Source organism: Stenotrophomonas acidaminiphila, assembly GCA_002951995.1.
GTDB classification, from domain to species: Bacteria; Pseudomonadota; Gammaproteobacteria; order Xanthomonadales; family Xanthomonadaceae; genus Stenotrophomonas; species Stenotrophomonas acidaminiphila_A.
Window position 1 is genome coordinate 740,228 of the sequence record CP019797.1, and the last position, 25,600, is coordinate 765,827.

Here is a 25,600-nt window from a genome sequence, read left to right on the forward strand (position 1 = left end):
CCTCAGGCCACCGCGCTGCGGGTCTTCAGCGGCACCACCTTGGTGATCCGCTCGGCACGGCGCGCCAGCACCCGGTCGATGCGGCCGAATACCTCGCGCATGGTCGCGGCCTCGGGCAGCAGGGTCACCCGGAAGTGGTGGCGGTAGGGCACGTTGAAGCTGGAGCCGGGCACCACCAGCACGCCCTCGTCGTTCATCAGCTCCAGCGCGAATTCGTGGTCGTCGAACCCCTGCGCGGCGGGGCCGACCACCGCCGGGAACGCGTACAGCGCGCCGGCCGGCGCCACCAGCTGCAGGTGCTCGCTGGCGGCGCAGGCCTCGATCACCGCGCGCCGGGTTTCGTACAGGCGGCCGCCGGGCGCGCACAGCGCGGAGATGGTGTCCGGGCCGTTGACCGCCGCCTCGATGGCGTACTGGCCCGGCACGTTGGCGCACAACCGCAGCGCGCTGAGCAGGTCCAGCGCGGCACGGAACTCGCCCAGCCGCGCGGCGTCGCCGGACAGCAGCATCCAGCCCACGCGCCAGCCGCAGGCGCGGTGCACCTTGCTCAGGCCGCTGAAGGTCAGGCACGGGTGGTCCCCGGCCAGCGGCGCGACCGGCTGGAACTGCGCGCCGTCGTAGAGGATCTGGTCGTAGATCTCGTCCACCAGCAGCAGCAGGTTGTGCCTGCGGGCCACGGCGACGATCTTTTCCAGCAGCTCGCGCGGGTAGCTGGCGCCGCTGGGGTTGTTGGGGTTGATCAGCACGATGGCGCGGGTCCGCGAGGACACCAGCGTCTCGATCTCCACCGGGTCGGGCTGGAAGCCGTTCTCCGGCCGGCAGCGGTAATACACCGGGCGGCCGTCGTTGAGGATGGTGGCCGCCGACCACAGCGGGTAATCGGGCGAGGGCACCAGTACTTCGTCGCCGGGGTTGAGCAGCGCGCGCAGCGACAGGTCGATCAGTTCGGACACGCCATTGCCGAGGAACACGCGGTCGGCGTGGGCATCGGGCGCGCCGCGCCACGCATACGCCGCGGCGATGGCCTCGCGCGCCACCGGCAGGCCCTGCTGGTGGGTGTAGGGGTCGGTGCGGCCCATGTCGTCGGCGATGGCGTGCTGCAGGTGCTCGGGCGCGCGGAAGCCGAAGTTGCCCGGGTTGCCGATGTTGAGCTTGATCAGCCTGCGGCCCTGGGCCTCCAGCTCGCGGGCTCGCCGGGCCAGTTCGCCACGGATCTCGTAGCGCACTTCGGACAGGCGTTCGCGGGTGGGCAGCGGCTTGGCAGGGCTTGACATGCGTGGGGCCATCATGGGCGGGAAACCGCATGGTAGCGGAATTGCTGCGATGCGGGGCGATGGTTCCGGGCGGAACGGAAATCGGCCCCGGCAGGCGGCCGCGAACGCCGCGCCGCTTAGAATTGGCCGATGACCGACACCATCGATTTCAGCGCGCTGCGCGCCATCGGCTGGCCCTGGCCGGGCCCACCCGAAGCCCCGGCCTGGCAGGCCGCCTTCGCCGCACATCCGCGGGCGCGGCCGGCGCGGGTGATCGAGCAGCACCGTTCCGGTTACGTGGTGGCCGACGCGCCCGACGCCGCGCTCAAGGCCGAGTCGCTGCCGGAGTGGCAGCGCCCGCGCTTCCCCAGCCACGAGCGCGCGGCGGTCGGCGACTGGGTGTTGCTGGAGGACGCGCGCATCGTCGCGCTGCTGCCGCGGCGGACTTCGATCAAGCGCGGCGCGGCCGGCGAGCACTACCACCAGCAGGTGATCGCCGCCAACATCGATACGGTGTTCATCGTCTGCGGGCTGGACGCGGACTTCAATCCGCGCCGGATCGAGCGCTACCTGATGCTGGCCGGCAGCGGTGGCGCGGCGCCGGTGGTGGTGCTGACCAAGGCCGACCAGACCGAGTACGGCGCCGACGCGCTGGCGGTGCTGGAAGACCTGGCCGCGCAGGACATCCCGCTGCTGGCGATCAACGGCAGGGACCCGGCCAGCGTCGCCGCGCTGGCGCCGTGGCTGGGGCCGGGCCGCACCGTGGTGCTGGTCGGCTCCTCCGGCGCCGGCAAGTCCACGCTCACCAACACCCTGCTGGGCGAGGACCGGATGAAGACCGGCGCGGTGCGCGACAGCGATTCGCGCGGCCGCCACACCACCACCCACCGCGCGCTGCTGCCGCTGCCCGGCGGCGCCTGCCTGATCGACACCCCGGGCATGCGCGAACTCAAACCCACCGGCGAGGAAACCCTGGCCGAAGGCGGCTTCGCCGACATCGAGGCGCTGACCACGCAGTGCCGCTTCCGCGACTGTTCGCACCAGCACGAGCCCGGCTGCGCGGTGCGCGCGGCGATCGAGCGTGGCGAGATCGACGAAAGCCGCCTGCTCAACTACCTCAAGCTGCGCGAGGAAGTGGCCGCGGCCGCGGCCAAGCTGGCGCAGCGCCAGGCCGAGCAGGCCACCGAACGCAGGAGCAGCGGCCGCGGCGCGCAGTGGCGGCCGGCGGGGAAACCGAAGCGGCGCTGAGGCGACGGCGGCCGCGGGCAGCGGGGCATTGCTGGAAAGCCGTCCGCGGTGCCATGCACCATCATCGCTTCGCGCCGAGCCGGCCGGCATGGCCGGGGAGCAGGCGCCCCGGCGCGGGTGACGGCCACCGGCCCGGGTGTCACGCGGCCGGCGTCGTCCGCTGCCGGTACCGGGCCGGCGGTGCGGCGCCTGTTGCCACTTCCCACCGAGTACCCGGTGCGGGCGGATTGCTATGGTGTACGCATGAGCCTGTCCCGCGCCCCTTCCGATCCGGCCATCGCCCACCATGCCGCGCTCGACGCGCGGCTGGTCGCGGCGGTACGTGGCATCCGGTTGCTGACCCTGGCCAGCTGGCCAGCATCGACGCGGGCGCCGTTCCTGGACAGCGTGGCCCGCGGCGCGCCACAGCTGCCGCAGGTGGTCTACCCGCGGCACGATTTCAGCGCGGCGCGGCGCGAACTGGCGGCGATCGCCACCGCCGCCGACCCGGCGCATCCGCTGGGCCGCTACCTGCGCGATTCGGTCGCCAGCTGGGACCTGGCCGCGCGCCTGCTGGAAGCGCTGGGCACGCCCGAGGTGGATGCGCTGTCGGCGCAGCTGTTCGGTACCCCGGAACAGCCAATGCCCGGCCACGGGCCGACCGTGCGCGAGGCGGCGCGGCACTTCATCCAGATCGCCAACGAGCTGGACCACGAACTGCTGGCGCCCGAGGAGCAGGTGCCGGTGTCGGCTACCGCGCTGCAGCTGCAGTTGCAGAACGACCTGGACGGCTTCTTCGAGTCGCGCGTGATCAACGTGGTGCTGGACCCGGACCTGATCGCCAAGGCCGCGGCCGGCGCCACCCAGATCCGGCTGCGCAGCGGTGCCTGCTTCAGCGTGTATGACCGCGCGCAGCTGTTCCACCACGAGGCGCTGGTGCATTCGCTGACCGCGCTCAACGGGCGCCGGCAGGCGCTGCTGCCGAGCCTGGCGCTGGCGTCGCCGCGGGTCACCGCCACCCAGGAGGGGCTGGCGACGTTCGCCGAGCAGATCACCGGCAGCATCGACATCCAGCGGCTCAAGCGCATCAGCCTGCGCATCGAGGCGGTCGCGATGGCGCGCGACGGTGCCGATTTCATCGAGGTGTTCCGGTATTTCCGTGATGCCGGGCAGGCCGCGGAGGAAAGCTTCGCCTCGGCCCAGCGGGTGTTCCGCGGGGTGCCGGTGAGCGGCGGCGGCGCCTTCACCAAGGACACCGTGTACCTGCGCGGGCTGGTGTCGGTGCATACCTTCTTCCGGCAGATGCTGCGCGACGAGAAGCTGCGTTACTGCCACTGGCTGTTCGCCGGCAAGATGACGCTGGGCGACGCGCAGGCGCTGGCGCCGTTGTTCGAGAGCGGCGTGCTGGCGCCACCGCGCTGGCTGCCGCCGTGGCTGCAGCGCGCCAACCGGCTGGCCGGCACGCTGGCGTTCTCGCTGTTCGCCAACCGCATCCGCATGGACCGCATCGGCGAATAGCACGCGCGCAGATATTGGTTGCCACTGCAACGGCCTCGCCCTCGCATTGATTGCGTGAACCACAGCCACAGGCTATGGGTCGGGGGGCGTACGCGCATGCCGCGCTGCTGGCTGGCGCCGTGGTGCGGGTAGTGCTGGCCATCGCCAAGTCGCGGATTCAGCGGGTGTTTTTGCCGGCACCGGGGCGCTCGCGGGCGGCCGCGGCGCCGGCCCGTGGCGTTGCCTGTGGGTATGGGCGCAGGCGGTCCGCGGGGATGTGTCCGGCGTTGACGCTGCGGGTTGCCACGCGCCAAGGTGAAGACGCGACGGGCGGTACGGCGGGGAGGCCGCACCGGGGGAGCCGGCGCAGACGCAGGGAGGCGGAAGGCAGGCATGCCGGGGTTCCGGCCCGCCGGCCCGCGGGCCCGCCATCGGTGGCATCCCATCATTCCTGCCTTCTTCGTCCGGGGGACGCATGCGCAACCGTTTTTGCCCGCGGTGGATTCCTGTGGTGTGGCATGTGGCGCTGCTGCTGGCATGCCTGGCGCTGCCATTGCTGGCAAGCGCGGCCGATGCCGCCAGCCGCCAGGCCGCGATCGACCAGCTGATGCAGCCCTATGACGGCGACGTTCCGGGCGCCTCGTTGCTGGTGCTCAAGGATGGCAAGGCGCTGGTCCGGCGCGGCTACGGGCGTGCCGACCTGGAGCGCGGCATCGCCGCCGGCACCGACACCAATTACCGGCTGGCCTCGGTGAGCAAGCAGTTCACCGCCGCGGCCATCCTGCTGCTGGCGCAGGACGGCACGCTGTCCATCGACGACCCGGTCAAGCGCTGGCTGCCTTCGCTGCCGGCCGTGGCCGACGCCATCAGCCTGCGCCAGCTGCTCGCGCATACTTCCGGCGTACTCGATTACGAGGACCTGATGGGGGCCTCCTGGCAGGGGCAGATCCGCGATGCCGGCGTGCTGGCGCTGCTGGAGCGCGAGAACCGGCTGTACTTCCCGCCGGGCACCGCCTACCGCTACAGCAACAGCGGCTATGCGCTGCTGGCGCTGGTGGTCGAGCGCGCCTCGGGGATGGACTTCCCCGCGTTCCTGCACGCCCGCATCTTCGCCCCGCTGGGCATGCGCGACAGCCTGGCCTACGTTGCCGGCGGCCGCGACGTGCCGCATCGCGCCTGGGGCTACAGCCAGGCCGCGCAGGGCTGGGAACGCACCGACCAGAACAGCTACAGCGCCGTGCTCGGCGATGGCGGCATCTATTCGAGCATCGACGACCTGGCGCGCTGGGACGCGGCCTGGTACGACGGCCGCCTGTTCGATGACGCCACCCGCGCGCTGGCGCTCGGCCGCCAGGTGCAGGTGGATACCACCCCGGAAGCGACCTGGTACGGCTTCGGCTGGCGTATCGCCGAGGGCCGGCAATGGCACAACGGCGAGAGCATCGGCTTCCGCAACACCCTGGTGCGCTGGCCGCAGCAGCACCTGACGGTGGTGCTGCTGAGCAACCGCAACGACCCGACGCCGTATGCGACCGCGCAGGCGATCGGCGCACTGTTCCTCGACGAGATTCCACCAGCGCGGCCCTGACCGCGCTGCCCGCTCCGCCGCTGTACCTGCTGGGTTGTCCGTCCCCGTCGTTCCCCTGGAGAGATCATGCGTAGCCAGCCAGACCCTCGATTGAAACTCCTGTGCAGTGCGCTGCTGGCGGCCATGGCCGTGCCGGCCATGGCGCAGGAGCCCGCCCCGGCCGCCACCACCCTGGACAAGGTCAACGTCACCGGCTCGCGCATCAAGCGCGTGGACGTGGAAGCCGCGCTGCCGGTCACCATCGTGCAGAAGGCCGAGATCGAGGCGCAGGGCATCACCTCGGCCGAGCAGCTGTTGTCCTTCCTCAACATCGCCGGCAACGGTGCCGACGGCATGGTCTCGGCGTCGGTGGACATGGACCTGGGCGAGCTGCGCGGCACCGCCGGCGTGTCCGGCGCCAACCTGCGCGGGCAGGGCAGCGACGCCACGCTGGTGCTGCTCAATGGGCGCCGCGTCGCCACCCATGGCCTGCGCGGGCAGGCGGTGGACCTGAACTCGATCCCGTTCGCGGCGATCGACCGGGTGGAAGTGCTGCGCGACGGCGCCTCGGCCATGTACGGCACCGACGCCATCGGCGGCGTGATCAACTTCATCACCCGCACCGACTACCAGGGCATCGCCGTCAACGCCGGCTTCGACGTGACCCAGCACGGCGGCGGCGACATCTACAACTATAGCCTGCTGGGCGGCACCGGCGACCTGGACAGCGACCGCTGGAACGTGTGGGGCACGATCAACTGGCGGCGCAGCGAGTTCCTGCGCAGCCACCAGCGCGATTTCGCCAACAGCTTCCAGCCCGACCGCGGGGTGTCGCCGGACACGCGCGGCACCCCGTTCGCCACCGTGACCAACGCCAGCGGCGGCATCATCAACGGCTCGCTCATCGACCCTGATGGCGGCAGCAGGCAGAACTACGTCAACATCCTCAACCTGCCCGGCGGCGCCGGCTGCGAGAACGGCGGCCCGGCGATGGGGCCCTACGACTACCGGCTGTGGGACAGCGGCAGCTCCAAGTACGCCTGCGCCTGGGACTATCCCGCCGCGCAGGCGCTGCAGCAGCCGCAGGACAGCCTGCAGTTCCTCGGCCGTGCCACCCTCCGCATCGGCGACAACCACCGCTTCTACGCCGAGGCGATGGGCTCGCGGGTGAAGTCCGAGCGCGAGTACGAGCCGCTGCAGCTGACCTCCAGCGCGTCGCTCACCTCGGTGATGGGCCCCGGCACCTGGTATCCGCTCAACCCCAACACCAAGGACACCTACGACAAGGTGTACAACGCGCTGGCCGCGTACTTCGGCACCGCCAACCTCACCTACGGCAACCCCATTCCCTACCGCTGGCGGTGCATGGCCTGCGGGCCGCGCCAGATCGAGACCACCACCAAGTCCTACCGCCTGCTGGCCGGCCTGGAAGGCAGTATCGGCAGCTGGGACTACGACATCGGCCTGTCGCGCGCCTCGAACAAGGCCGAATCGGTCCTGCGCGGCGGCTACTACTTCTCCAGCGGCCTGCGCGCCGCGCTCGGCAGCGGCCTGCTCAACCCGTTCCTGATGCCGGGGCAGCAGCAGAGCGAGGCGGCCATGGCCGCGCTGCAGAGCGCCTCGGCCAGTGGCGTGCACCTGTACGGCGGCGAATCCACCGTCACCACGGCCGACGCCAGCTTCAGCGGCGGGCTCGGCTTCAGCCTGTGGGGCAGCGAGGCGCAGCTGGCCACCGGCGTCGAGGCGCGGCGCGAGGAGTTCGAGTTCGGCGGCGTGCAGGTGCTCGACGGCGTGCCGTTGAACTACACCACCATCTACCAGGCGCCGTTCGACGAGACCAGCGACCTGCCCAATGTGCGTCGCGACGTCAACGCGGTGTACGCCGAGATGTACCTGCCGATCATCGACAGCCTCGACGTGACCGTGGCGGTGCGCCACGACCGCTACGACACCTTCGGCGGCACCACCAACCCGAAGTACTCGTTCAAGTGGCAACCGATCGAATCGCTGGCGTTCCGCGGCGCCTACAGCACCGGCTTCAAGGTGCCCGAGTTCACCAAGCTGTTCGCCGGCGTCAACCGCCTGGATTATTTCGGCCGCGACCTGGTCGACCCGGCCAGCTGCCCCAGCGGCTCGGTCAACTCGTCGATACCGGGCTGCGACCTGATCCAGCCGGTGATCATCACCGGCGGCAAGACCGACCTGCAGCCGGAGGAGTCCTCGCAGCGGAGCGTCGGCTTCGTGTTCTCGCCGACCGACAACTTCAACCTGAGCCTGGACTGGTGGGAGATCGAACGCACCAACACCATCCGCGTGCCCAACCTGGCGACGCTGACCGCCAACTACGCGCTGTTCGCCGAGAACTGGATCCGCGACAGCAGCGGCAAGGTCACCGCGATCGACCAGCGCTACATCAACTCCGGCGGCACCCTGACCCGCGGCGTGGAGCTGGATGCCAACCTGAGCGGCGAGCTGGCCGGCGGGCGCTGGCACGTCAACCTCAACGGCAGCTACATCGACACCTTCAAGGAGAAGTCGCTGGCCAACGAGCCGTATGGCGACAACAAGGTGGGCGAGTACGTGCGCTTCTACAACCTGCCGCTCAAGTGGAAGCACACGCTGGGCGTCGGCTGGGCCCGCGGCGACTGGGCGCACCTGCTCACCCAGGTCTACCGCTCCGGCTACAAGGACGAGGAGCCGGTCAGCGTCGAGGGTGGCTTCTACACTCCGGTCAACTGGAACCCGGACGTCGATGACTACATCACCTACAACTACAGCCTGACCTGGACCGGGATGGAGAACACGCGGCTGACCCTGGCGGTGCGCAACCTGCTCGACACCGATCCGCCGTTCACCGCGCACCAGGTCGATTTTGCCTCCGGCGCGGCCTGGGAGCCGCGCGTGGCCGATCCGCGCGGGCGTTCGTTCAACCTGCAGGTCGAGTACCGCTTCGACTGATCCTGCCAACCACGCCGCCGGGCCACCGGCGGCATCGGGACCCACCATGACCGATACGGACATCGCCTGCAGCGGCCGCCGCGGCTTCATCGCCGCGACCCTGGGCACGGCACTGGCCGCGGCGCTCGATGCGCGCGCCGCGCCGCTGCTGGGCGTGCCGGGCACGGCGCGGCTGGCCGCGGCCAACACCTGGCTGGAGATCGACCTGGACGTGTTCGACGCCAACCTGCAGCGCGTGCGCGCACTGGCCGGCGATGCGCAGCTGTGCGCGGTGCTCAAGGCCGATGCGTACGGCACCGGCATCGACCTGGTGATGCCGCGCATCATCGCCGCGGGCGTGCCCTGCATCGGCATCGCCAGCACCGAGGAGGCACGCATGGCGCGCGCCTGCGGCTACAAAGGCCGCGTGCTGCGCGTGCGCGCGGCGACGCTGGATGAAGTCGAGGCGGCGCTGCCGTACCGGGTCGAGGAACTGGCGGGCAATCTCGCGGTGGCGCAGGCGATGGCGGCGCTGGCCGTGCGTCGGCGCCGGCCGCTGCCGGTGCACCTGGCCCTGAACTCGGCCGGCATGAGCCGCAACGGGCTGGAACTGGCCACGGCGCAGGGCCGGCGCGACGCGCTGGCGCTGGTCGGCAGCAACGGCCTGCGCGTGGTCGGCCTGATGACCCACTTCCCGGGCGAAGACCCGGACGACGTGCTGGCGGGCGTGCGTGCCTTCCAGCAGCAGGCCGACTGGCTGTTCGCCAACACCGCGCTGCGGCGCGCCGACGTGCAGCTGCATGCGGCCAATTCGTTCGCGCTGCAGCATGTGCCCGAATCGCGGCTGGACATGGTGCGCCCGGGCGGTGCGCTGTACGGATACGGCGGTACGCCGAAGCCGCCGTTCGCGCACGTGGCCGCGTTCAAGACCCGGGTCGCGTCGGTGCAGGCGTTTCCCGCCGGCGACACGGTGAGCTACGACCGCACCTTCACCCTGCAACGCGATTCGCTGCTGGCCAACCTGCCGGTCGGCTATTCCGACGGCTACCGCCGCGCCTATTCCAACAAGGGCAGCGTGCTGGTCCGTGGCCGCCGCGCGCCGGTGCTCGGCAGGGTCACCATGAATACCACCATGGTGGACGTGACCGACATCCCCGGGGTGCAGGCCGGCGACGAGGTGGTGCTGTTCGGGCGCCAGGGCGGGGAGCAGATCACCCAGGCCGAAATCGAGGCCTGGACCGGGGTCATCCTGGCCGACCAGTACAGCGTCTGGGGCGCGTTGAACCCGAAGTTCCCGCGCGCCCGCTAGGGGCGCGGCTACGCTGCGGGCGGCACGCCGCGGGTTTCGGCCAGGCTGCGCTGGAAATGCCGCACGAACTCGGTGGCGGCCTTGGACGGTGGCCGGTCTTCCAGGTAGACGCACTCGACGCGGAAGCCGATTTCCGGTTCCAGCGGCCGCGCCAGCAGGTTGCCGCCGGCATTGGCGCAGGCGGTGAATTCGTCCAGCACGCTCATGCCGGCGCCGCAGCGGGTCAGCGCGGCGGCCAGCGAATAGGTCTGGTTGGACACGACCTCGCGCATGCTCACGCCCTGGCGCTTGAGCTCGTTGGTGAACAGGTCGCCGATCGGGCCGCTGCTGGCCAGGCCGACCATGTCGCGGTCCTGCAGCCAGCGCAGCGGGATCGCCGCCGGCGGGTCGGGCCACTGCGCGGCGTCGAACAGCAGCATCAGCTGCCCGTGCCCCAGCACGCGGCGCTGCATGCGCGGGTGCTGCGGCGGGTTGTAGGCGATGGCGATGTCGCATTCGCGCTCGTACAGCGCCTGGAACAGGTCGCCGTGGTGCAGGGTCTGCACGTCGAACGTGACTTCCGGGTGCTGGCGCCGGTAGTGGGTGATCGCCGCCGGCACCACGTGCTGGCCGAGCGAGGGCACCACCGCCAGGCGGATATGCCCGCCGCCGATATCGCGGATGTGGCTGACCGCCTTCTGCAGTGACAGCAGGCGGTCGTAGATGTCCTTTACCTCGACGAACAGCGCATGCGCCTCGTCGGTGGCGACCAGCCGGCCGCGCACCAGCTTGAACAGCTCGAAACCCAGCTGGTACTGGGTGTGGTGCAGGACCTTGCTGACCGACGGCTGGGAAACGTGCAGCGACCGGGCCGCGGCACTGATCGAGCCGGTGGTGTAGACCGCGTGGAAGACTTCAATCTGGCGCAGACGCATGGCCCGATCCTAGTCGATGCGGAGGTTGCCGGCGACCGCGCGCGGCGCCGCCGCCGTCATGCCTGCGTCGCCAGGGCCACGGCGCGTTCGCCGCTGCCCATCGCCAGGGTCCAGCCGAGCATGCCGTGGCCGAGGTTGCACACCAGTCCGTCGCCGATGGCGCGGATCTCCGGCGAGGACCAGGGGGTGACCGGGCGCAGGCCGGCCCAGCGGCTGTCGATGTTGTCGTAGTCCACCGCCTCGGGCATCGAGGCGCGCGCCATCGCAACCAGCTGCGCCATGCGCGCCGGGTCGGGGCGTGGGTCCCAGTGGTTGAGGTCGGCCAGCCCGGCCACGCGCATGCGCTCGCCCAGGCGGCAGAACACCAGTTTGCGCGAGGTGTCGGTGATGCTTGCGGTGGGGGCGCGCGGGCCGCACGGCGCGGTGAACGAATAGCCCTTGATCGCCATCAGCGGCACGCGCACGCCCAGCGGCCGCAGCAGCGCCGCGCCGTCGATGCCGTTGCACACCACCAGCCGCCGGGCCTGCAGCGCCGCCCCGGCATGCGGCTGCAGGCACCAGCCGTCACCCTGCCGCACCACCCGGCGGATATCGACGCCGAAGCGCGCCTGCACGCCGTACTGCTGTTGCAGCACCTGCAGCAGGCCGACCCCGAAGCGGAACGGATCGCCGGCTTCCTCCTGCGGTGAATGCACCGCGCCGGCCAGGCCCGGCATCGCCGCCAGCGCCGGTTCGGCGGCGATGGCCTGGCGCGCGTCGAGCAGCTGTTGCGCGACCCCGAACGGCTGCTTGAGCGCGATCATCGGCGCCGCGCCCTGCAGCGCGGCGGCGTCGTGGTAGACGTGCAGCTTGCCGGAGACGGCGTGGTCGAAGGCGATGGGGTGGCGCTGCAGCAGCGCATGCAGCGCGTCGCGCGATTCCAGCGCCAGCTCCAGCGTCGCCAGGGTGTTGGCGCGCAGCCGCGCGCTGCCGGCCTGGCGCAGGAAGCCCAGGCCCCAGCGCCAGAAATCGGGGTCGGCCGACCAGCGCGTGCGGAACGGGCCGTTGCGCCCCAGCAGCATGGCCGGCAGCTGGCGCCAGGTGGACGGGCCGGCCATGGCGTCGGTGTAGGCGTAGCTCAGCTGCGCGCCGTTGGCGAACGAGGTGCCCTGCACCGGGCCGTCGGCGCGGTCCAGCAGCAGCACCGACAGGCCGCGGCGTGCGGCGGCGTAGGCGGTGGCGAGGCCGACGACGCCGGCACCGAGGACCACGAGGTCGGCGCGCACGGGTTCGTCATGGGGTTCAACGGGATGCATCGGGGGTCCGGTGGGCAGGAAAGGCGGCGGTGCCGTCGCGGCGCGGATCGGCGGCCCATTGCCAGCGCCCGTCGCGCAGGAACACGCCGTGCAGGCCGGAATCCTCGCCGGCACCGCCGCGGATGTCCACGCCGCGTTCGCGCAGCGCGCTACGCAGCGGCACCGGGAAGCGGTCGGCCTCGCCGTCGAAGCGCGCGCCGCGCGCGACCAGGTTGGGCAGTGCCACGGCCTGGTCCAGCGGCAGGCGCCAGTAGAGCAGCCCGACCAGGGTCTTGCCGATGTAGGCGGGAATGGCCGGGCCACCGGGCGAGCCGAGCGCGCCGGCCAGGCGGCCGTCGCCGTCGAGCATCAGCAGCGGTGCCATCGACGAGCGCGGGCGCTTGCCGGCGGCGATGGCATTGGCCATGCCGGGGCGTCCGTCGACGCGGTCCCAGGCGAAATCGGTGAGCTGGTTGTTGAGGAAGAAGCCGCCGACCATGCGCCCCGAGCCGAAGAACGATTCCACGGTGGTGGTCACCGAGACCGCGTTGCCGTCGTGATCCACGACCACGAAATGGCTGGTGCCGCCGGGCTCGTCGGTGGCGTCCCCGGCCATCGCCGGCGCGCCGGCCGGCACCCCCGGCCGCGGTGGCCGCGGCGCGGCCCGGGGGCCGATCAGCGCGCGGCGTGCGTCCACGTAGCCGGCCGCCAGCAGGCCGTCGACCGGCACGTCGACGAAGCGCGGATCGCCGACGTAGTGGTCGCGGTCGGCGTACATCAGCCGGCTGGCCTCGGCGAACAGCAGCCACGCCTGCGGGTCGCCGGCATCGCGACGGTCGATATCGGTGCCGTCCAGCAGCGCCATCAACTGCAGCAGGCCGACGCCACTGGCCGGCGGCGGCAACGAGCACAGCCGGTAGCCGCGCAGCGGCCGGCACAGCGGGGCCACTTTCTCGGCGCGGTAGCCGGCCAGGTCCTCCACGGTCATCGCCCCGGGCGCGGCGCCGCGGCGGTGCGGTCGACGATCGCCCGCGCCAGCACGCCCTGGTAGAACGCCTGCGCGCCGCCCGCGGCCAGCGTGCGCAGCGTCGCCGCGTAGGCGGGGTTGCGCAGGGTGTCGCCGGCGCGCAGGCGTCCGCCGTGGCCGTCGTCGAACAGCCGCCGCACGTCCTCCGCCGCCGCCTGCGGGAAGCGGCCGTCGATGTGCCGTTGCAGGCGCGCGGTGATGGTGAAGCCCTGCTCGGCGGTGGCGATGGTGTCGTCGAACAGGCGCGCCCAGGGCAGCCGGCCGTGTTCGCGCAGCGCCAGCGCGAACGTGGCCAGCGTGCCGGGCACGCCGGTGGCGCGGCCGGAGAGCATGGCGTCGCTGCGCGCCAGCGGTTGCCCGTCGGCGTCGTCGAACCAGCCGGCACCGGCCGCGGCCGGCGCCTGTTCGCGGCCGATGTAGCCGCTGACCTCGCCGCTGCCGGCGTCATAGGCCAGCAGCACCGTGCCGCCGCCGATGCCCGAACTCTGCGGTTCCACCAGTCCCAGCATCAGCTGCACGGCCAGGGCGGCGTCCATCGCGCTGCCGCCGCGTTCGAGTACCGCGGCGCCGGCCCGCGCGGCCAGCGGGTGCGCGGCCACGACGATGGCGGGCGAGGGCGGTGCGGCAGTTGCCGGCGCACGCGCGTCCGGCGCGGTGCCGCACCCGACCACCGCCAGGCACAGCAGCAGGAGCGCGCCGAGGCGACGCCGGCGCGCTGCGACGGCGGACGCACCGGCCGTGGGGGAGGGCGTGTGGCGGGCGGGCGTCTGCATGGCGGCAGATTACCGTCGGGCCCGGCGCGGCGGGGATCACAATCGCGGTGCAGGCGTTAACCGGCAGCTATGGCATGCCGCGGCCGGCGATCAGCCACGCGGTGGTTGCCGCGGGCTTCCATGCGCGTGGGCTATACCGTCGGCCATCAAAGGTGGGCGACAGCCGCGCCGCTGCCGGCCATGCTCCGGAATGGGCCAGTGCGACCGCCGCCCCCGGTACGGCCGCGGGCGGACGGCCGGCAATGCGCCCGCGAACCGCAAACCGGAGATAGGCATGACCCTGCGACCCCGCGTATCCCTCCCTGGCCGTGGCCTGGCGCTGCTGCTGGGCGCGCTGCTGGCGCTGGCGCCGCCGGCCGGCGCGCGCGAGCTGCTCAACTACCAGGCGATCCAGAAGCCCGAGCACGGCGACCGCGGCATGGTGGTCAGCCAGAACCAGCGCGCCAGCGAGATCGGCGCGCAGGTGCTGCGCGAGGGCGGCAACGCGGTGGACGCGGCGGTGGCCACCGCATTCGCGCTGGCGGTGCTGTTGCCGCGTGCCGGCAACATCGGCGGCGACGGCTACATGCTGCTGCACCTGGCCGGCGAGAACCGCAGCGTCGCCATCGATTACCGCTCGATGGCCCCGGCGGCAGCGACGCTGGAGCGCTTCATCGGCGCCGACGGCCGGATCGAGGGCGAAACCGCCGGCTGGAAGGCGGCCGGGGTGCCGGGCACCGTGGCCGGGCTGGCGCTGGCGCATCGCCGGCATGGGCGCCTGCCGTGGGCGCGACTGCTGCAGCCGGCGATCGAGCTGGCCGACAACGGCGTGGTGCTCAGCCGCGACGAGGCCTTCGCGCTGGACTGGGGGCGCGAGCGGCTGGCGCGCAGCCCCGCCGGCGCCGGCGTGTTCCTGCACCCCGATGGCAGCGCGCTGCGCGCCGGCGAGCGCCTGCGCCAGGCCGACCTGGCGTGGTCGCTGCGGCTGATCGCGCGCGACGGCGCCGATGCGTTCTACCGTGGGCCCATCGCGCAGCGGCTGGTGGCCGCGATGCGCCGTCATGGCGGGCTGATCGCGGCGGACGACCTGGCCCGCTACCGCGCGCTCGAACGCACGCCGCTGCGCACCACTTACCGCGGCCTCGAGGTCGTCAGCATGCCGCCTTCCAGCGGCGGCGGGGCCAGCGTGCTGGAGATGCTCAACCTGCTCGAACACGAGGACCTGGCCGCGCACGGCGCCGGCTCGGCCGCGGCGCTGCATGCCATGGCCGAGGCGATCAAGCTGGCCTGGGCCGACCGCGCGCGCCATGCGGGCGACCCGGCGTTCGTCAACGCGCCGGTAGCCGGGCTGGTGTCCAAGGCCTATGCCGACGTGCGCTGGCGGCAGTTCTCGCCGGACCGCGTGCTTGATGCCACCGCGCTGGCGGCGGGTGATCCGCTGCCCCATGAAAGCCCGCAGACCACGCATTTCTCGGTGGTCGACGCCGACGGCAACGCGGTCAGCAACACCTTCACCCTGGGCTCGGACTTCGGCGCCGGGGTGATGGCCGAAGGCACCGGCTTCCTGCTCGGCAACCTGATCGGCAACTTCTCGCTGCGCGCGCAGCTGGCCGCGCGCAAGGAGCCGGGGCGTGCGGTCGCCAACGCGCTGCAGCCCGGGCGCCGCCCGGTCTCGAGCATGTCGCCGACCCTGGTGCTGCGCGACGGCAAGGCGTGGCTGGTCACCGGCAGCCCGGGCGGCAACACCATCCCCGGCACGGTGATGCAGACGATCGTGGACGTGGTCGATTTCGGCATGAACATCGCCGAGGCCGCCCACCGCCCGCGCATCCACCAGGACATGGGCAGCGGCATGCTGCAGATCGAACCGGGTTTCAGTCCCGATACGCTGCGCCTGCTGCGCGGGCTGGGCCACCGCATCGAAAGCGACGAGACCATCGGCAGCACGCAGACCCTGCTGGTCGACGAGGACGGCGGCGTGCAGGGTGCCGCCGACCCGCGCCGGCCCGGCGCTGGTGCGGCGGCGCAATGATCGGCACCCGGTAGGTGCGGGGCTTGCCCCGCACGAGGCGTTCCCTCCAATGCCCATGCGGGTGTGCATGCGGGGCAAGCCCCGCATCTACGGGATCCCCGCCCCTGACGGCGCGGGGCGGGGGCGCGGAACGCCGGGAACTCGGCGCCGGGCTAGTGCGGCCAGAAGTTGAGGAAGCCGGTGATGATCAGTGCGTTGACGAAGTCGATGAAGAACGCGCCCACCAGCGGCGCCACCAGGAACGCGCGCGGCGCCACCCCGTAGCGCTGCACCAGGCGGCGCATCACCGCCATGGCGTTGGCGGTGGTGCCGAGCATGAAGCCGATGAAGCCGCCGCCCATCACCGCCGCGTCGTAGTCGCGGCCCATCACGTAGAAGATCGGAATCGCGAACAGCGCCACCAGCGCCACCTGGATGGCCAGGTTGACCACCAGCGGCAGGCCCATGCCGGCCAGTTCCCACAGCTTCAGGTCCATCAGCGCTACCGCCAGGAACAGCGCCAGGCAGATGTTGCCGATCAGGTCGGTGGTCGGCACCGACAGCCGGATCAGCCCGGTGTAGTCGTCGATGTTGCGGATCACCGCGCCCACCAGCATCGCGCCGATGTAGGACGGCAGGGTCAGGCCCAGGCCGGCGAAGCCCTGGCTGACCCACGCCCCTAGCCACATCGCCATCAGCAGCACCACGATGCTCTTGAGCGCGTCGAACTCGCGCGCCGATTCGTTGGGGAAATGCACGTGCACGCTTTCATCGTCCACGGCGCCGCCATCGGCCCTGGCGCCGTTGCCGGCCGGGCCGCTGATGCCGAACCGGCGCATCAGCACGGTGATGGTCGGCCCACCGATCACGCCACCGCAGATGATGCCGGCCATCGCCGCGGTGATGGCCAGGGTCTCGGCGCCCTGCAGCCCGGCTTCCTCGAACAGCGGCGCGAACGCCATGCCGGTGGCCGGGCCGCCGGTGAGCGTGGCCGAGCCGGCGAGCACGCCGAACATCGGGTGCAGGTCGAACATCCACGCCACGCCGATGCCGACCAGGTTCTGCAGTACCGCGAACAGGCTGGCCAGCACCAGGAAGATCATCACCTGGCGCCCGCTGACCCGCAGCAGGCGCAGGCTGGCGTTGATGCCCAGGGTGGTGAAGAACGCCACCATCAGCGGCACCTTCAGGCTGGTGTCCAGCTCGAACAGGGTGGTGTCGCGCGCATGCGCGGCCCACACCAGCAACGCCACCAGCAGGCCGCCGACGACCGGTTCGGGCAGGTTGTAGCGGCGCAGCACCGGGATCGCGCGGCACAGCGCGTAGCCGGCGAACAGGGTCAGGCCGCCGAAGGCGATCGTCTGTACGGCATCAAGTTGGATCATCGAATCAGTACCTCGTGCCCTGCCAGTGCAGGGAGCTGGGGCGGTGTCCGGCGCAGGGCCGGCGCCGCCGTGGAAGGACTGCCGCGTGGGGGCGGGCTCCGTGGCACGGGGGAGGGGACGGAGCCATGGGCAGTCCGGCGGGGCCGGCCCGTGCGCATGACGGATGGCAGACGGTTCGATGCCCGGAGGCGGCTTTTCCGCCAGTCGCGGCGGATGGGAAGGGCTGCGGCCGGCAGGGACGCAAGCAGGCAGGCATGGGGATCTCCATGACGAGCGGGCCGGTCTGCTGCGCCGCAGCACGAAACGTGGCGCGGGGCGGCTGCCTGCACAATAGCCGCGGAGCCGCTCCCGGCGCCAGTCGCAAACGCGCGCGGCGGCATAGCCGCGCGTTATGCGCGGCTGCCGCGGTGGCGATGGCCCGGCGCTGCCGCGGCCGCGCCGGGCGGGCCCGGGCTCAGCGCGGCGGGCGCTTCCAGGCGATGCAGTCCACTTCCACCTTGCAGTCCACGACCATGCGGTTCTCCACACAGGCGCGTGCCGGCGGGTGCTCGCCGAAGTAGTGCTTGAACACGCTGTTGAAGGCGTAGAAATCGCGGGCGTCGTCCAGCCAGACGCCACAGCGCACCACGTGCTCCGGCCCGTAACCGGCCTCGGCCAGGATCGCCATCACGTTGCCGATGGCCACATGCGCCTGCTCGGTCACGGTGCCGCCGACCAGTTCGCCATCGCGCATCGGGACCTGGCCGGACACGTACAGCCAGCCGTCGGCCTCGACCGCACGCGAAAACGGCATGTGCTGCCGGCCTTGGCCGACGCCGCCTTCGGCGCCGTAACGCTTGATGTCGCTCATGGGATTCCTTTGTGTTGAAGGGAAATGTTGTCCCCGTCCCGCTCTGGGAGACGGTGCCGCGCAGGCGCGGCGGCAGGTTCCGGCGCAGCCCGGCGCCGTCACCCCGACCGCTCTCCCATCGGGGGAAGGGCCTCAAGTCGGCGCGATGAACTGGCCCGGACGCGCGATTACTTCGTTGCCGTCATAAGCGAGCTTGCCGTTGACCCATACCGCGTCGATGCCTTCGGCCGCGCGCACCGGATCGTGGAAGCTGGCGGTGTCGCGCACGCGCGCCGGGTCGAACAGCACCAGGTCGGCGCAGCCGCCGGCGTGGATGCGGCCACGCGCGCCCAGCGCGAAGCGCGCGGCGGGCAGGCCGGTCATCTTGTGCACGGCGGTATGCAGCGGGAACAGCGCCTGGTCGCGCGCGTAGTGGCCGAGCACGCGCGGAAAGGTGCCCCACAGGCGCGGATGCGGGCGTGGATCGCGCGGCAGGCCGTCCGAGCCGATCATGGTCAGCGGATGCGCCAGGATGCGGCGCACATCTGCCTCGTCCATGCAGTGGTAGACCGCGCCGGCCGGTTGCAGGCGCACCGCGGCCTCGGCCAGCGTCACCCCCCAGTCGGCGGCGATGGCGGCCAGCAGGCGCCCGCCCTGCGCCGGTTCCGGCGCAGACCAGGTGATCAGGATGTCGTAGGCGTCGGTGACCTGTTTCAGGTCGAGGGTGGATGCGCTGGCGGCGTACGGGTAGCAGTCGCAGGCCACGTCCTGGTCGGCGGACGCGGCGTCCAGGCGGTGCAGTACTTCGCGGCTGCGGCCCCAGTTGTCCACGCCGGCGCATTTCAGGTGCGACACGCGCACCGCCGCCCGTGGCGCACGCGCCGCATCGAACGCCTCGTCGAGCGCGCCGAGGATGCCGCCGAACTCGTCGCGCAGGTGGGTGGCGTACACCCCGCCGGACGGCAGTTCGCGCGCCAGTTCGGCCACCTCGCTGGACGGCGCGTGGAACGCCGAGCCATATGCCAGCCCACTGCTCAGGCCCAGCGCGCCCTGCGCCAGGCTGGCGCGCAGCTGCGCGCGCATCGCCGCGATCTCGGCGGCGGTGGCGGCGCGGTCCAGCCGCTCCATGTGGTTCTGGCGCAACGCGGTATGGCCGACCAGCGCGGCCACGTTCACCGCCGGGCACGCCGCTTCCACCGCCTGGCGGTAGCTGGCGAAATCGGCGAAGCGGAAATCGGTGGCCTCGCCGAGCAGGTTCATCGGGTCCGGCACCTCGCCGCGGATGCGCACCGGGCTGGCGCTGATGCCGCAGTTGCCGACCACCACCGTGGTCACGCCCTGCGACAGCTTGCTGGCCATGCCCGGGTTGCGCAGCACTTCCAGGTCGTCGTGGGTGTGCACGTCGATGAAGCCCGGCGCCAGCGCGCGGCCCCCGGCGTCGATCACCTGGCGGGCACCGCCGTCCACGGTGCCGACCGCGACGATGCGGCCATCGCGTACCGCGACGTCGGCATGGCCGCCGGGGCGGTCGCTGCCATCAAGCACCAGCGCGTTGCGGATCAGTACGTCGTGCATCGATCAGTCGCCCAGCGGCAGGCGCGAGTCGCCGCCCCGGTAGCGGTCCAGCGCCAGCTTGATGCGGCGCAGGTGCTCGTGGTTCTCGCTGGCGCCGTTGAGCGCGGTGGTGGTGGCGAGCACGTCGATGGCCAGCATCATCGCGTAGCGCGAGGCGGAGGGTTTGAACACGAAATCGGTTTCCTCGATGCTGATCGGCAGCAGCCAGTCGCTGCGTTCCGCCAACGCAGTGCCGGCGCGGGTAATGGCGCCGACCCGCGCGCCGTAGGTGCGGGCGATCTCCACCGCCGAGATCACTTCCGGGGTGATGCCGCTGACCGACAATGCCAGCACCAGGTCCTGCGGGCCGAGGATGGCGGCGGTCATCTTCATCACCACCGCGTCGCTGCAGGCGGTGATCGGCAGCCCGAAGCGCATCAGCCGGTTCTGCAGTTCCTGGGAGAACACGGTGGAACAGCCGCCGATGCCGAACACGTGGATGCGCCGTGCCTGGCAGATGGCATCGGCCAGTTGCTGCACCACCTCTTCCTGCAGGTTGGCCAGGTTGTGGCGCAGGCTGGCCTGGATGTCGTCGCAGATCTGCGCGAACAGCGCCGATACCGGCGGCGCGTTCTGCTGTTCGAGGAAGCGCTTGCCGACCGCGCTGGCCGACGCCAGCCGCGCGCGCAGCTCGCGCACGTGTTCGCAGCCCAGGGTCTTGGCGAAGCGCGAGATCGCCGCGGCGCTGACCTCGGCGCGCTCGGCCAGCTCGGTCACGCCGTACTGGGCGGCAGCATCGACGTCGGCGAGGATGGTGTTGGCGATGCGGACCTCGACCGGGCTGAATTCGTGCAGCCGTTGGCGCAGTTCGTAGACGATGTCGAACATGGTGGGTTCTTCGGTTCAGAGCACGGCGGCAAGGGCCGCCACCAGCGCCAGCGCGGTGACGGAGATGAGGGTTTCCAGCACGGTCCAGGTCTTGAAGGTCTGGGCCACGGACATGTTGAAGTATTCCTTGACCAGCCAGAAGCCGCCGTCGTTGACGTGCGACAACACCACCGAGCCGGCACCGGTGGCCAGCACCAGCAGTTCCGGGTGCGGGTAGCCCAGCGCGGCGGCGATCGGGGCGACGATGCCCGAGGCGGTGGTCATCGCCACCGTCGCCGAACCGGTGGCGATGCGCATCAGCGCGGCCATGGTCCAGCCCATCAGCAGCGGCGACAGCTGGAACTGGCGCGACAGGTCGATGATCTGGCTGGCCACGCCGGTATGCACCAGGATGCCGTTGAGGCCGCCGCCGGCGCCGACCAGCAGGGTGATGGCGGCGGTCGGCGCCAGGCACTCCTGCGAGAACCTGAGGATTTGCTCGCGGTTGAAGCCGCGCATCCGTCCCAGGGTGACGAAGCTCAGCAGCGTGGCCAGCAGCAGCGCCACCACCGAGTGGCCGATGAAGCGCAGGCCGTGGTTGAGCGCCGATCCCGGCGTGGCGATCTGGTCGGCCCAGCCGCCCAGCAGCATCAGCACCACCGGCAGCAGCACGGTGGCGAGGGTGATGCCGAAGCCGGGCAGCTGGTCGTCGGGAATGCGGCCGTGGCCCTCGTCCAGCAGCGCGGCCTCCATCGGGTTGTGCGCTGGCAGCGCCACCCGCGGCGCCACCACCCTGGCGAACACCGGCCCGGCCAGCGCCGCGGTCGGCAGCCCGACCAGCAGCGCATAGAACACGGTGCGGCCCACGTCCGCGCCATAGGCATGCACGGCCAGCATCGCTGCCGGATGCGGCGGCACCAGCCCATGCACCACCGACAGCCCGGCCACCATCGGCAGGCCGACCAGCAGCAGCGGCACGCCAGTGCGGCGGGCCACGTTGAGCGCGATCGGGATCAGCAGCACGAAGCCGACCTCGAAGAAGATCGGCAGGCCGATGCAGAAGGCGATCAGCATCATCGCCCAGTGCACGTTGCCGGGACCGAAGCGCGCGATCAGCGTGCGCGCGATGCGCTCGGCGCCGCCGGACTCGGCCATCATCTTGCCGAGCATGGTGCCCAGCGCCACGATCAGCGCGATGTGGCCCAGGGTCTTGCCAACGCCCTGTTCGTAGGCGGGCAGGATTTCCGGCGCCGGCATGCCGGCCAGCAGTGCCAGCCCGATCGAGACCAGGGTGACGCTGATGAAGGGATTGAGCCGGTAACGGGCGATCAGCACGATCAGCGCGACGATCGCCAGCACGGCGTAGATCAGCAGCAGGTGTCCATGGCTCATGCGTGTCGGTCCGGCGCCGGCTCAGAACTGCGTGGTGACGGCATCGACCACCACGTGGTCGTCGTCGACCACCAGCAGGTGGCGCCACTTGTCGAAGGTCAGGCAGGGGTGGGAGATGTCGAAGCACAGCATGTCGCCCACGCGCAGGTCGTCGTCGGGCCGTACCTGCAGGAACGCGTGCTGGTCCATCATCGCCGTCACCTGCCAGTGGGCGGCCGCGTCGCCGGGCATGGCATCGCCGGGGCGGTAATGCAGCGCCGGCACCGGGAAGCCTGCATCGAACGCGGCATCGCGCTTGCCCAGCCCGACGATGGCCTTGTCCGGCTCCGGCCGCGACTGCACGTAGGCCCACAGCCGCAGCGCCGGGCGCAGGCTCGTGCCCATCTGCCGCGCGACCGGGTTGCTGGCCTGGATGCGGGCGGCGGCCTGGCGGTAGGCGCCGACGTCATGGGTGAGGTAACAGCCCGGGCGCAGCACGATCTCGGCCGCGGCATCGGCGGACAGCGTTGCGAACTCCTCGGCGACCACGTCGAACCACGCCGAACCGGCGCCGGTCAGCAGCGCCGGCACGCGGCCGAAGGCATGGCCGTCGCGCAGGCGCTGGAAGGTCTCCACGCTGCGGCGCAGGACCGCGCGCACGCCGGCCTCGTCGCCGGCCACGCCTTCGTAGACCTCCACACCGGCCAGCCGCAGCGCCCGCGGCCAGCGTGCGACGGCCGCGGCCACCGCCTGCGCCTGCACCTCGTCGCGCACACCGGTGCGGCCGCCGGCAATGCCGATTTCCAGCAGCACGTCCAGGCGCAGCCCGCGGGCGTCGAACCAGCGCCCCAATGCGTCGGCGTTGGCGGCCGAATCGACCAGGCAGAACACCTCGGTGTCGCCGGTTTCCAGCAGGCCGGCGATGAGCGCCATGTTGGCCGGGCCGACCAGCTGGTTGGCGATCAGGATGCGGCGTGCGCCGGCGTGCCAGGCCTCGCGTGCCTGCGGTGCGGTGGCCACGGTGATGCCCCAGGCGCCGGCGTCGAGCTGCAGCCGGAACAGTTCCGGGCTCATCGTGGTTTTGCCGTGCGGCGCCAGCTGCACGCCGTAGGCGGCAACGAAGCGACGCATCCATTCCAGGTTGTGCCGCAGCGCCGAACGCAGCAGGACCGCGGCGGGCAGGCTCACCTGCTCGTGCAGGATGGACCACCCCTGTTGCCCGGCCGCGGTGGCCGGCAGCATGCCCCCGTTGCCACCCAGGCCCTTGCCCCGGAGCATGGCCGGCATGTCCTGAAATTGTTTTTTATCCATTCCGGATCACTTTGATGATGTCCCCATGTTCCCCGCTGGAGAGCGTTCTATGTAGCAGATAACCGGCGCAATGAAAAATATTTTCGTGAAATGTTGCGGAGCAGCATCCCAAATCGGGCGCCGGGTCCTGAATGCAGTCCCCGATGAAACGGTTCATGTCGTCGCCGAGTCGCTAGAATCGGGCATTCAGCCACAGCAAGTCCCGTCGATGTCCAAAGAAGATTTCAAGCAGGCCGCCCTCGACTACCACCGCATGTCGCCGCCGGGGAAGATCCGGGTCGCCGCCACCAAGCCGATGCTCACCCAGCGCGACCTGTCGCTGGCGTACTCGCCGGGCGTGGCCTATGCCTGCGAAGCGATCGTCGCCGACCCGGCCGCCGCCAGCGAGCTGACCGCGCGCGGCAACCTGGTCGCGGTGATCTCCAACGGCACCGCCGTGCTGGGCCTGGGCAACATCGGCCCGCTGGCCGGCAAGCCGGTGATGGAAGGCAAGGGCGTGCTGTTCCAGAAGTTCGCCGGCATCGACGTGTTCGACATCGAGGTCGACGAGAACGACCCGGACAAGCTGGTCGACATCATCGCCTCGCTGGAACCGACCTTCGGTGGCATCAACCTGGAGGACATCAAGGCGCCGGAGTGCTTCGTGGTCGAGCGCAAGCTGCGCGAGCGCATGAACATCCCGGTGTTCCATGACGACCAGCACGGCACCGCGATCATCGTCGGCGCGGCCATCCTCAACGCGCTGGACATCACCGGCAAGAAGATCGGCGAGGTCAAGGTCGCCACCACCGGCATGGGCGCGGCCGGCATTTCCTGCGTGAATATGCTGGTGGAGCTGGGCGTCAAGCCGGAAAACGTGCTGGCCTTCGACCGCGACGGCGTGATCTACGCCGGGCGCGAAGGGCTGGACCCGGAGAAGGCGCGCTATGCGCGCGACACCGACAAGCGCACCCTGGCCGAGATCGTCGAGGGCGCGGACATCTTCCTGGGCCTGTCGGCCCCGGGCATCCTCACCGCCGAGATGGTCAAGACCATGGCGCCGGACCCGGTGATCTTCGCGCTGGCCAACCCGACCCCGGAAATCATGCCGGAAGTGGCGCGTGCGGCGCGCCCGGACGCCATCATCGGCACCGGCCGTTCGGACTACCCGAACCAGGTCAACAACGCGCTGTGCTTCCCGTACCTGTTCCGCGGCGCGCTCGACGTCGGCGCCACCGGCATCAACGAGGAAATGAAGGTCGCCTGCGTGCGTGCCATCGCCGCGCTGGCGCGCAAGGAGGCGTCCGACCTCGGCGCAGCCTACGGCGGCGACACCCCCAGCTTCGGCCGCGACTACCTGATTCCGCGCCCGTTCGACCGCCGCCTGCTGGTGGAACTGTCCTCGGCGGTGGCGCAGGCGGCGATGGACTCGGGCGTGGCCACGCGGCCGATCGCCGACATGGCCGCCTACCGGCAGAAGCTGGCGCAGTTCGTCTATCGCACCAGCCTGTTCATGAAGCCGGTCTACGACCAGGCGCGCGCCGACAAGCAGCGCGTGGTCTATGCCGAGGGCGAGGAGGAAGTGGTGCTGCGCGCGGTGCAGAACGTGATCGACGAGGGCGTGGCCTTCCCGATCCTGATCGGCCGCCCGGACGTGATCGAATCGCGCATCGAGCGGCTGGGCCTGCGCATGAAGCCGGGCGTGGATTTCGAGATCACCAACATCAACGATGATCCGCGCTTCAACGAGTACTGGCAGTACTACCACGGCCTCACCGGCCGCCGCGGCGTCACCGTGGCCGCGGCCAAGAACCTGCTGCGCTCGCGCCCGACCCTGATCGCCGCGGTGATGGTGGCGCGCGGCGAGGCCGACGCCATGCTCAGCGGCGTGGTCGGCCGCTTCCACAAGAAGCTCGGCTACGTGCGCAGCGTGATCCCGCTGGAGCCGCGGGTCAGCTCGACCTCGGCGATGACCGGGGTGATCAACTCGCAGGGCGTGTTCTTCTTCGTCGATACCCACGTGCAGGAAGACCCCAGCGTGGAGCAGATCGTCGAATCCACGCTGCAGGCGGCCTACCGCATGAAGCTGTTCGGCATCGAGCCGAAGGTGGCGCTGCTGTCGCACTCCAACTTCGGCAGCCATGATTCCAAGGACGCGCTGAAGATGCGCCAGGTGCGCGAGCAGCTGCTCAAGCGCAACCCACGGTTGAACGTGGACGGCGAAATGCAGGGCGACACCGCGTGGGACGAGGCGCTGCGCGAGAAGCTGCTGCCCAACAGCACGCTCAAGGGCCGCGCCAACCTGTTCGTTCTGCCCAACCTGGAGGCGGCCAACATCGCCTACAACCTGGTGCGGGTGTTCACCGACGGCGTGGCGATCGGCCCGATCCTGATGGGCATCTCCAAGCCGGTCCACATCCTCACCAGCAGCGCCAGTTCGCGCCGCGTGCTGAACATGACCGCCATCGCGGCGGTCGATGCGCAGATCCGCAAGCAGATGGAAGCCGAACGCGGCACCTGAGCGGTGTCGCCCAGG

The 25,600-nt window shown here is 71.2% G+C and carries 16 protein-coding genes and 1 pseudogene; 7 read left to right on the top strand and 10 right to left on the bottom strand.

Going from position 1 to position 25,600, the window contains the following annotated elements; genetic code table 11:
* Positions 1–2: 2 nt before the first annotated feature.
* The gene (locus B1L07_03175; protein AUZ56435.1) at positions 3–1,274 is read right to left on the bottom strand and encodes an aminotransferase; all 1,272 of its coding nucleotides are present in this window, start codon (positions 1,272–1,274) and stop codon (positions 3–5) included.
* 129 nt (positions 1,275–1,403) lie between these two features.
* Here B1L07_03175 and B1L07_03180 point away from each other — a divergent pair, with 129 nt between their 5' ends.
* The 5 genes from B1L07_03180 (at position 1,404) to B1L07_03200 (ending at position 9,790) form a co-directional block, all read left to right on the top strand.
* Positions 1,404–2,501 carry a ribosome small subunit-dependent GTPase A gene (locus tag B1L07_03180; protein ID AUZ54285.1) on the top strand — a complete coding sequence of 366 codons (1,098 nt, stop codon included), beginning with the start codon at positions 1,404–1,406 and terminating at the stop codon, positions 2,499–2,501.
* 243 nt (positions 2,502–2,744) lie between these two features.
* Positions 2,745–3,998 carry a hypothetical protein gene (locus tag B1L07_03185; GenBank protein AUZ54286.1) on the top strand — a complete coding sequence of 418 codons (1,254 nt, stop codon included), beginning with the start codon at positions 2,745–2,747 and terminating at the stop codon, positions 3,996–3,998.
* 454 nt (positions 3,999–4,452) lie between these two features.
* Positions 4,453–5,565, top strand: a complete 1,113-nt coding sequence (locus tag B1L07_03190) for a serine hydrolase (GenBank protein AUZ54287.1) — start codon at positions 4,453–4,455, stop codon at positions 5,563–5,565.
* Positions 5,566–5,631: 66 nt separating this feature from the next.
* Complete coding sequence (locus B1L07_03195; protein ID AUZ54288.1) at positions 5,632–8,502, top strand: TonB-dependent receptor; 2,871 nt, start codon at positions 5,632–5,634, stop codon at positions 8,500–8,502.
* Positions 8,503–8,548: 46 nt separating this feature from the next.
* Positions 8,549–9,790, top strand: a complete 1,242-nt coding sequence (locus B1L07_03200) for an alanine racemase (protein AUZ54289.1) — start codon at positions 8,549–8,551, stop codon at positions 9,788–9,790.
* 8 nt (positions 9,791–9,798) lie between these two features.
* On the opposite strand, the gene B1L07_03205 is transcribed toward B1L07_03200, so the two are convergent.
* The 3 genes and pseudogenes from B1L07_03205 to B1L07_03215 all read right to left on the bottom strand — a co-directional run bounded on the left by B1L07_03205 (position 9,799) and on the right by B1L07_03215 (position 13,694).
* Positions 9,799–10,704 carry a hypothetical protein gene (locus tag B1L07_03205; protein AUZ54290.1) on the bottom strand — a complete coding sequence of 302 codons (906 nt, stop codon included), beginning with the start codon at positions 10,702–10,704 and terminating at the stop codon, positions 9,799–9,801.
* Between the two features lie 56 nt (positions 10,705–10,760).
* Positions 10,761–11,999, bottom strand: a complete 1,239-nt coding sequence (locus B1L07_03210) for a hypothetical protein (protein ID AUZ54291.1) — start codon at positions 11,997–11,999, stop codon at positions 10,761–10,763.
* Positions 11,986–13,694: pseudogene (locus B1L07_03215) on the bottom strand (gamma-glutamyltransferase). Before B1L07_03215 ends, B1L07_03210 begins: the two are co-directional and overlap by 14 nt.
* A 358-nt stretch (positions 13,695–14,052) precedes the next feature.
* Here B1L07_03215 and B1L07_03220 point away from each other — a divergent pair.
* Positions 14,053–15,789 carry a gamma-glutamyltransferase gene (locus B1L07_03220; protein ID AUZ54292.1) on the top strand — a complete coding sequence of 579 codons (1,737 nt, stop codon included), beginning with the start codon at positions 14,053–14,055 and terminating at the stop codon, positions 15,787–15,789.
* A gap of 152 nt (positions 15,790–15,941) precedes the next feature.
* Here the strand turns inward: B1L07_03220 and B1L07_03225 are convergent, their stop codons facing one another.
* The 6 genes from B1L07_03225 to B1L07_03250 form a co-directional block, all read right to left on the bottom strand.
* Positions 15,942–17,150, bottom strand: a complete 1,209-nt coding sequence (locus tag B1L07_03225) for a sodium/glutamate symporter (GenBank protein ID AUZ56436.1) — start codon at positions 17,148–17,150, stop codon at positions 15,942–15,944.
* 457 nt (positions 17,151–17,607) lie between these two features.
* Complete coding sequence (locus tag B1L07_03230; GenBank protein ID AUZ54293.1) at positions 17,608–18,003, bottom strand: reactive intermediate/imine deaminase; 396 nt, start codon at positions 18,001–18,003, stop codon at positions 17,608–17,610.
* Between the two features lie 132 nt (positions 18,004–18,135).
* Positions 18,136–19,557 carry a D-aminoacylase gene (locus B1L07_03235; GenBank protein AUZ54294.1) on the bottom strand — a complete coding sequence of 474 codons (1,422 nt, stop codon included), beginning with the start codon at positions 19,555–19,557 and terminating at the stop codon, positions 18,136–18,138.
* Positions 19,558–19,560: 3 nt separating this feature from the next.
* Positions 19,561–20,424, bottom strand: coding sequence for a MurR/RpiR family transcriptional regulator (locus B1L07_03240; GenBank protein ID AUZ54295.1), 864 nt, complete (start codon positions 20,422–20,424; stop codon positions 19,561–19,563).
* 15 nt (positions 20,425–20,439) lie between these two features.
* Positions 20,440–21,795: a permease DsdX gene (locus B1L07_03245; protein ID AUZ54296.1), complete on the bottom strand. Its 1,356-nt coding sequence runs from the start codon at positions 21,793–21,795 to the stop codon at positions 20,440–20,442.
* Positions 21,796–21,816: 21 nt separating this feature from the next.
* Positions 21,817–23,085, bottom strand: a complete 1,269-nt coding sequence (locus B1L07_03250) for an amino acid deaminase (GenBank protein ID AUZ54297.1) — start codon at positions 23,083–23,085, stop codon at positions 21,817–21,819.
* Between the two features lie 208 nt (positions 23,086–23,293).
* On the opposite strand from B1L07_03250, the gene B1L07_03255 reads away from it, so the two are divergent.
* The gene (locus B1L07_03255) at positions 23,294–25,585 is read left to right on the top strand and encodes an NADP-dependent malic enzyme (protein ID AUZ54298.1); all 2,292 of its coding nucleotides are present in this window, start codon (positions 23,294–23,296) and stop codon (positions 25,583–25,585) included.
* Positions 25,586–25,600: the final 15 nt, after the last annotated feature.

Coding starts and splice junctions, on each gene's coding strand:
- B1L07_03175 (AUZ56435.1), bottom strand. CDS start 1,274: ATGTCAAGCCCTGCCAAGCCGCTGCCCACCCGCGAACGCCTGTCCGAA.
- B1L07_03180 (AUZ54285.1), top strand. CDS start 1,404: ATGACCGACACCATCGATTTCAGCGCGCTGCGCGCCATCGGCTGGCCC.
- B1L07_03185 (AUZ54286.1), top strand. CDS start 2,745: ATGAGCCTGTCCCGCGCCCCTTCCGATCCGGCCATCGCCCACCATGCC.
- B1L07_03190 (AUZ54287.1), top strand. CDS start 4,453: ATGCGCAACCGTTTTTGCCCGCGGTGGATTCCTGTGGTGTGGCATGTG.
- B1L07_03195 (AUZ54288.1), top strand. CDS start 5,632: ATGCGTAGCCAGCCAGACCCTCGATTGAAACTCCTGTGCAGTGCGCTG.
- B1L07_03200 (AUZ54289.1), top strand. CDS start 8,549: ATGACCGATACGGACATCGCCTGCAGCGGCCGCCGCGGCTTCATCGCC.
- B1L07_03205 (AUZ54290.1), bottom strand. CDS start 10,704: ATGCGTCTGCGCCAGATTGAAGTCTTCCACGCGGTCTACACCACCGGC.
- B1L07_03210 (AUZ54291.1), bottom strand. CDS start 11,999: ATGCATCCCGTTGAACCCCATGACGAACCCGTGCGCGCCGACCTCGTG.
- B1L07_03220 (AUZ54292.1), top strand. CDS start 14,053: ATGACCCTGCGACCCCGCGTATCCCTCCCTGGCCGTGGCCTGGCGCTG.
- B1L07_03230 (AUZ54293.1), bottom strand. CDS start 18,003: ATGAGCGACATCAAGCGTTACGGCGCCGAAGGCGGCGTCGGCCAAGGC.
- B1L07_03235 (AUZ54294.1), bottom strand. CDS start 19,557: ATGCACGACGTACTGATCCGCAACGCGCTGGTGCTTGATGGCAGCGAC.
- B1L07_03240 (AUZ54295.1), bottom strand. CDS start 20,424: ATGTTCGACATCGTCTACGAACTGCGCCAACGGCTGCACGAATTCAGC.
- B1L07_03245 (AUZ54296.1), bottom strand. CDS start 21,795: ATGAGCCATGGACACCTGCTGCTGATCTACGCCGTGCTGGCGATCGTC.
- B1L07_03250 (AUZ54297.1), bottom strand. CDS start 23,085: ATGGATAAAAAACAATTTCAGGACATGCCGGCCATGCTCCGGGGCAAG.
- B1L07_03255 (AUZ54298.1), top strand. CDS start 23,294: ATGTCCAAAGAAGATTTCAAGCAGGCCGCCCTCGACTACCACCGCATG.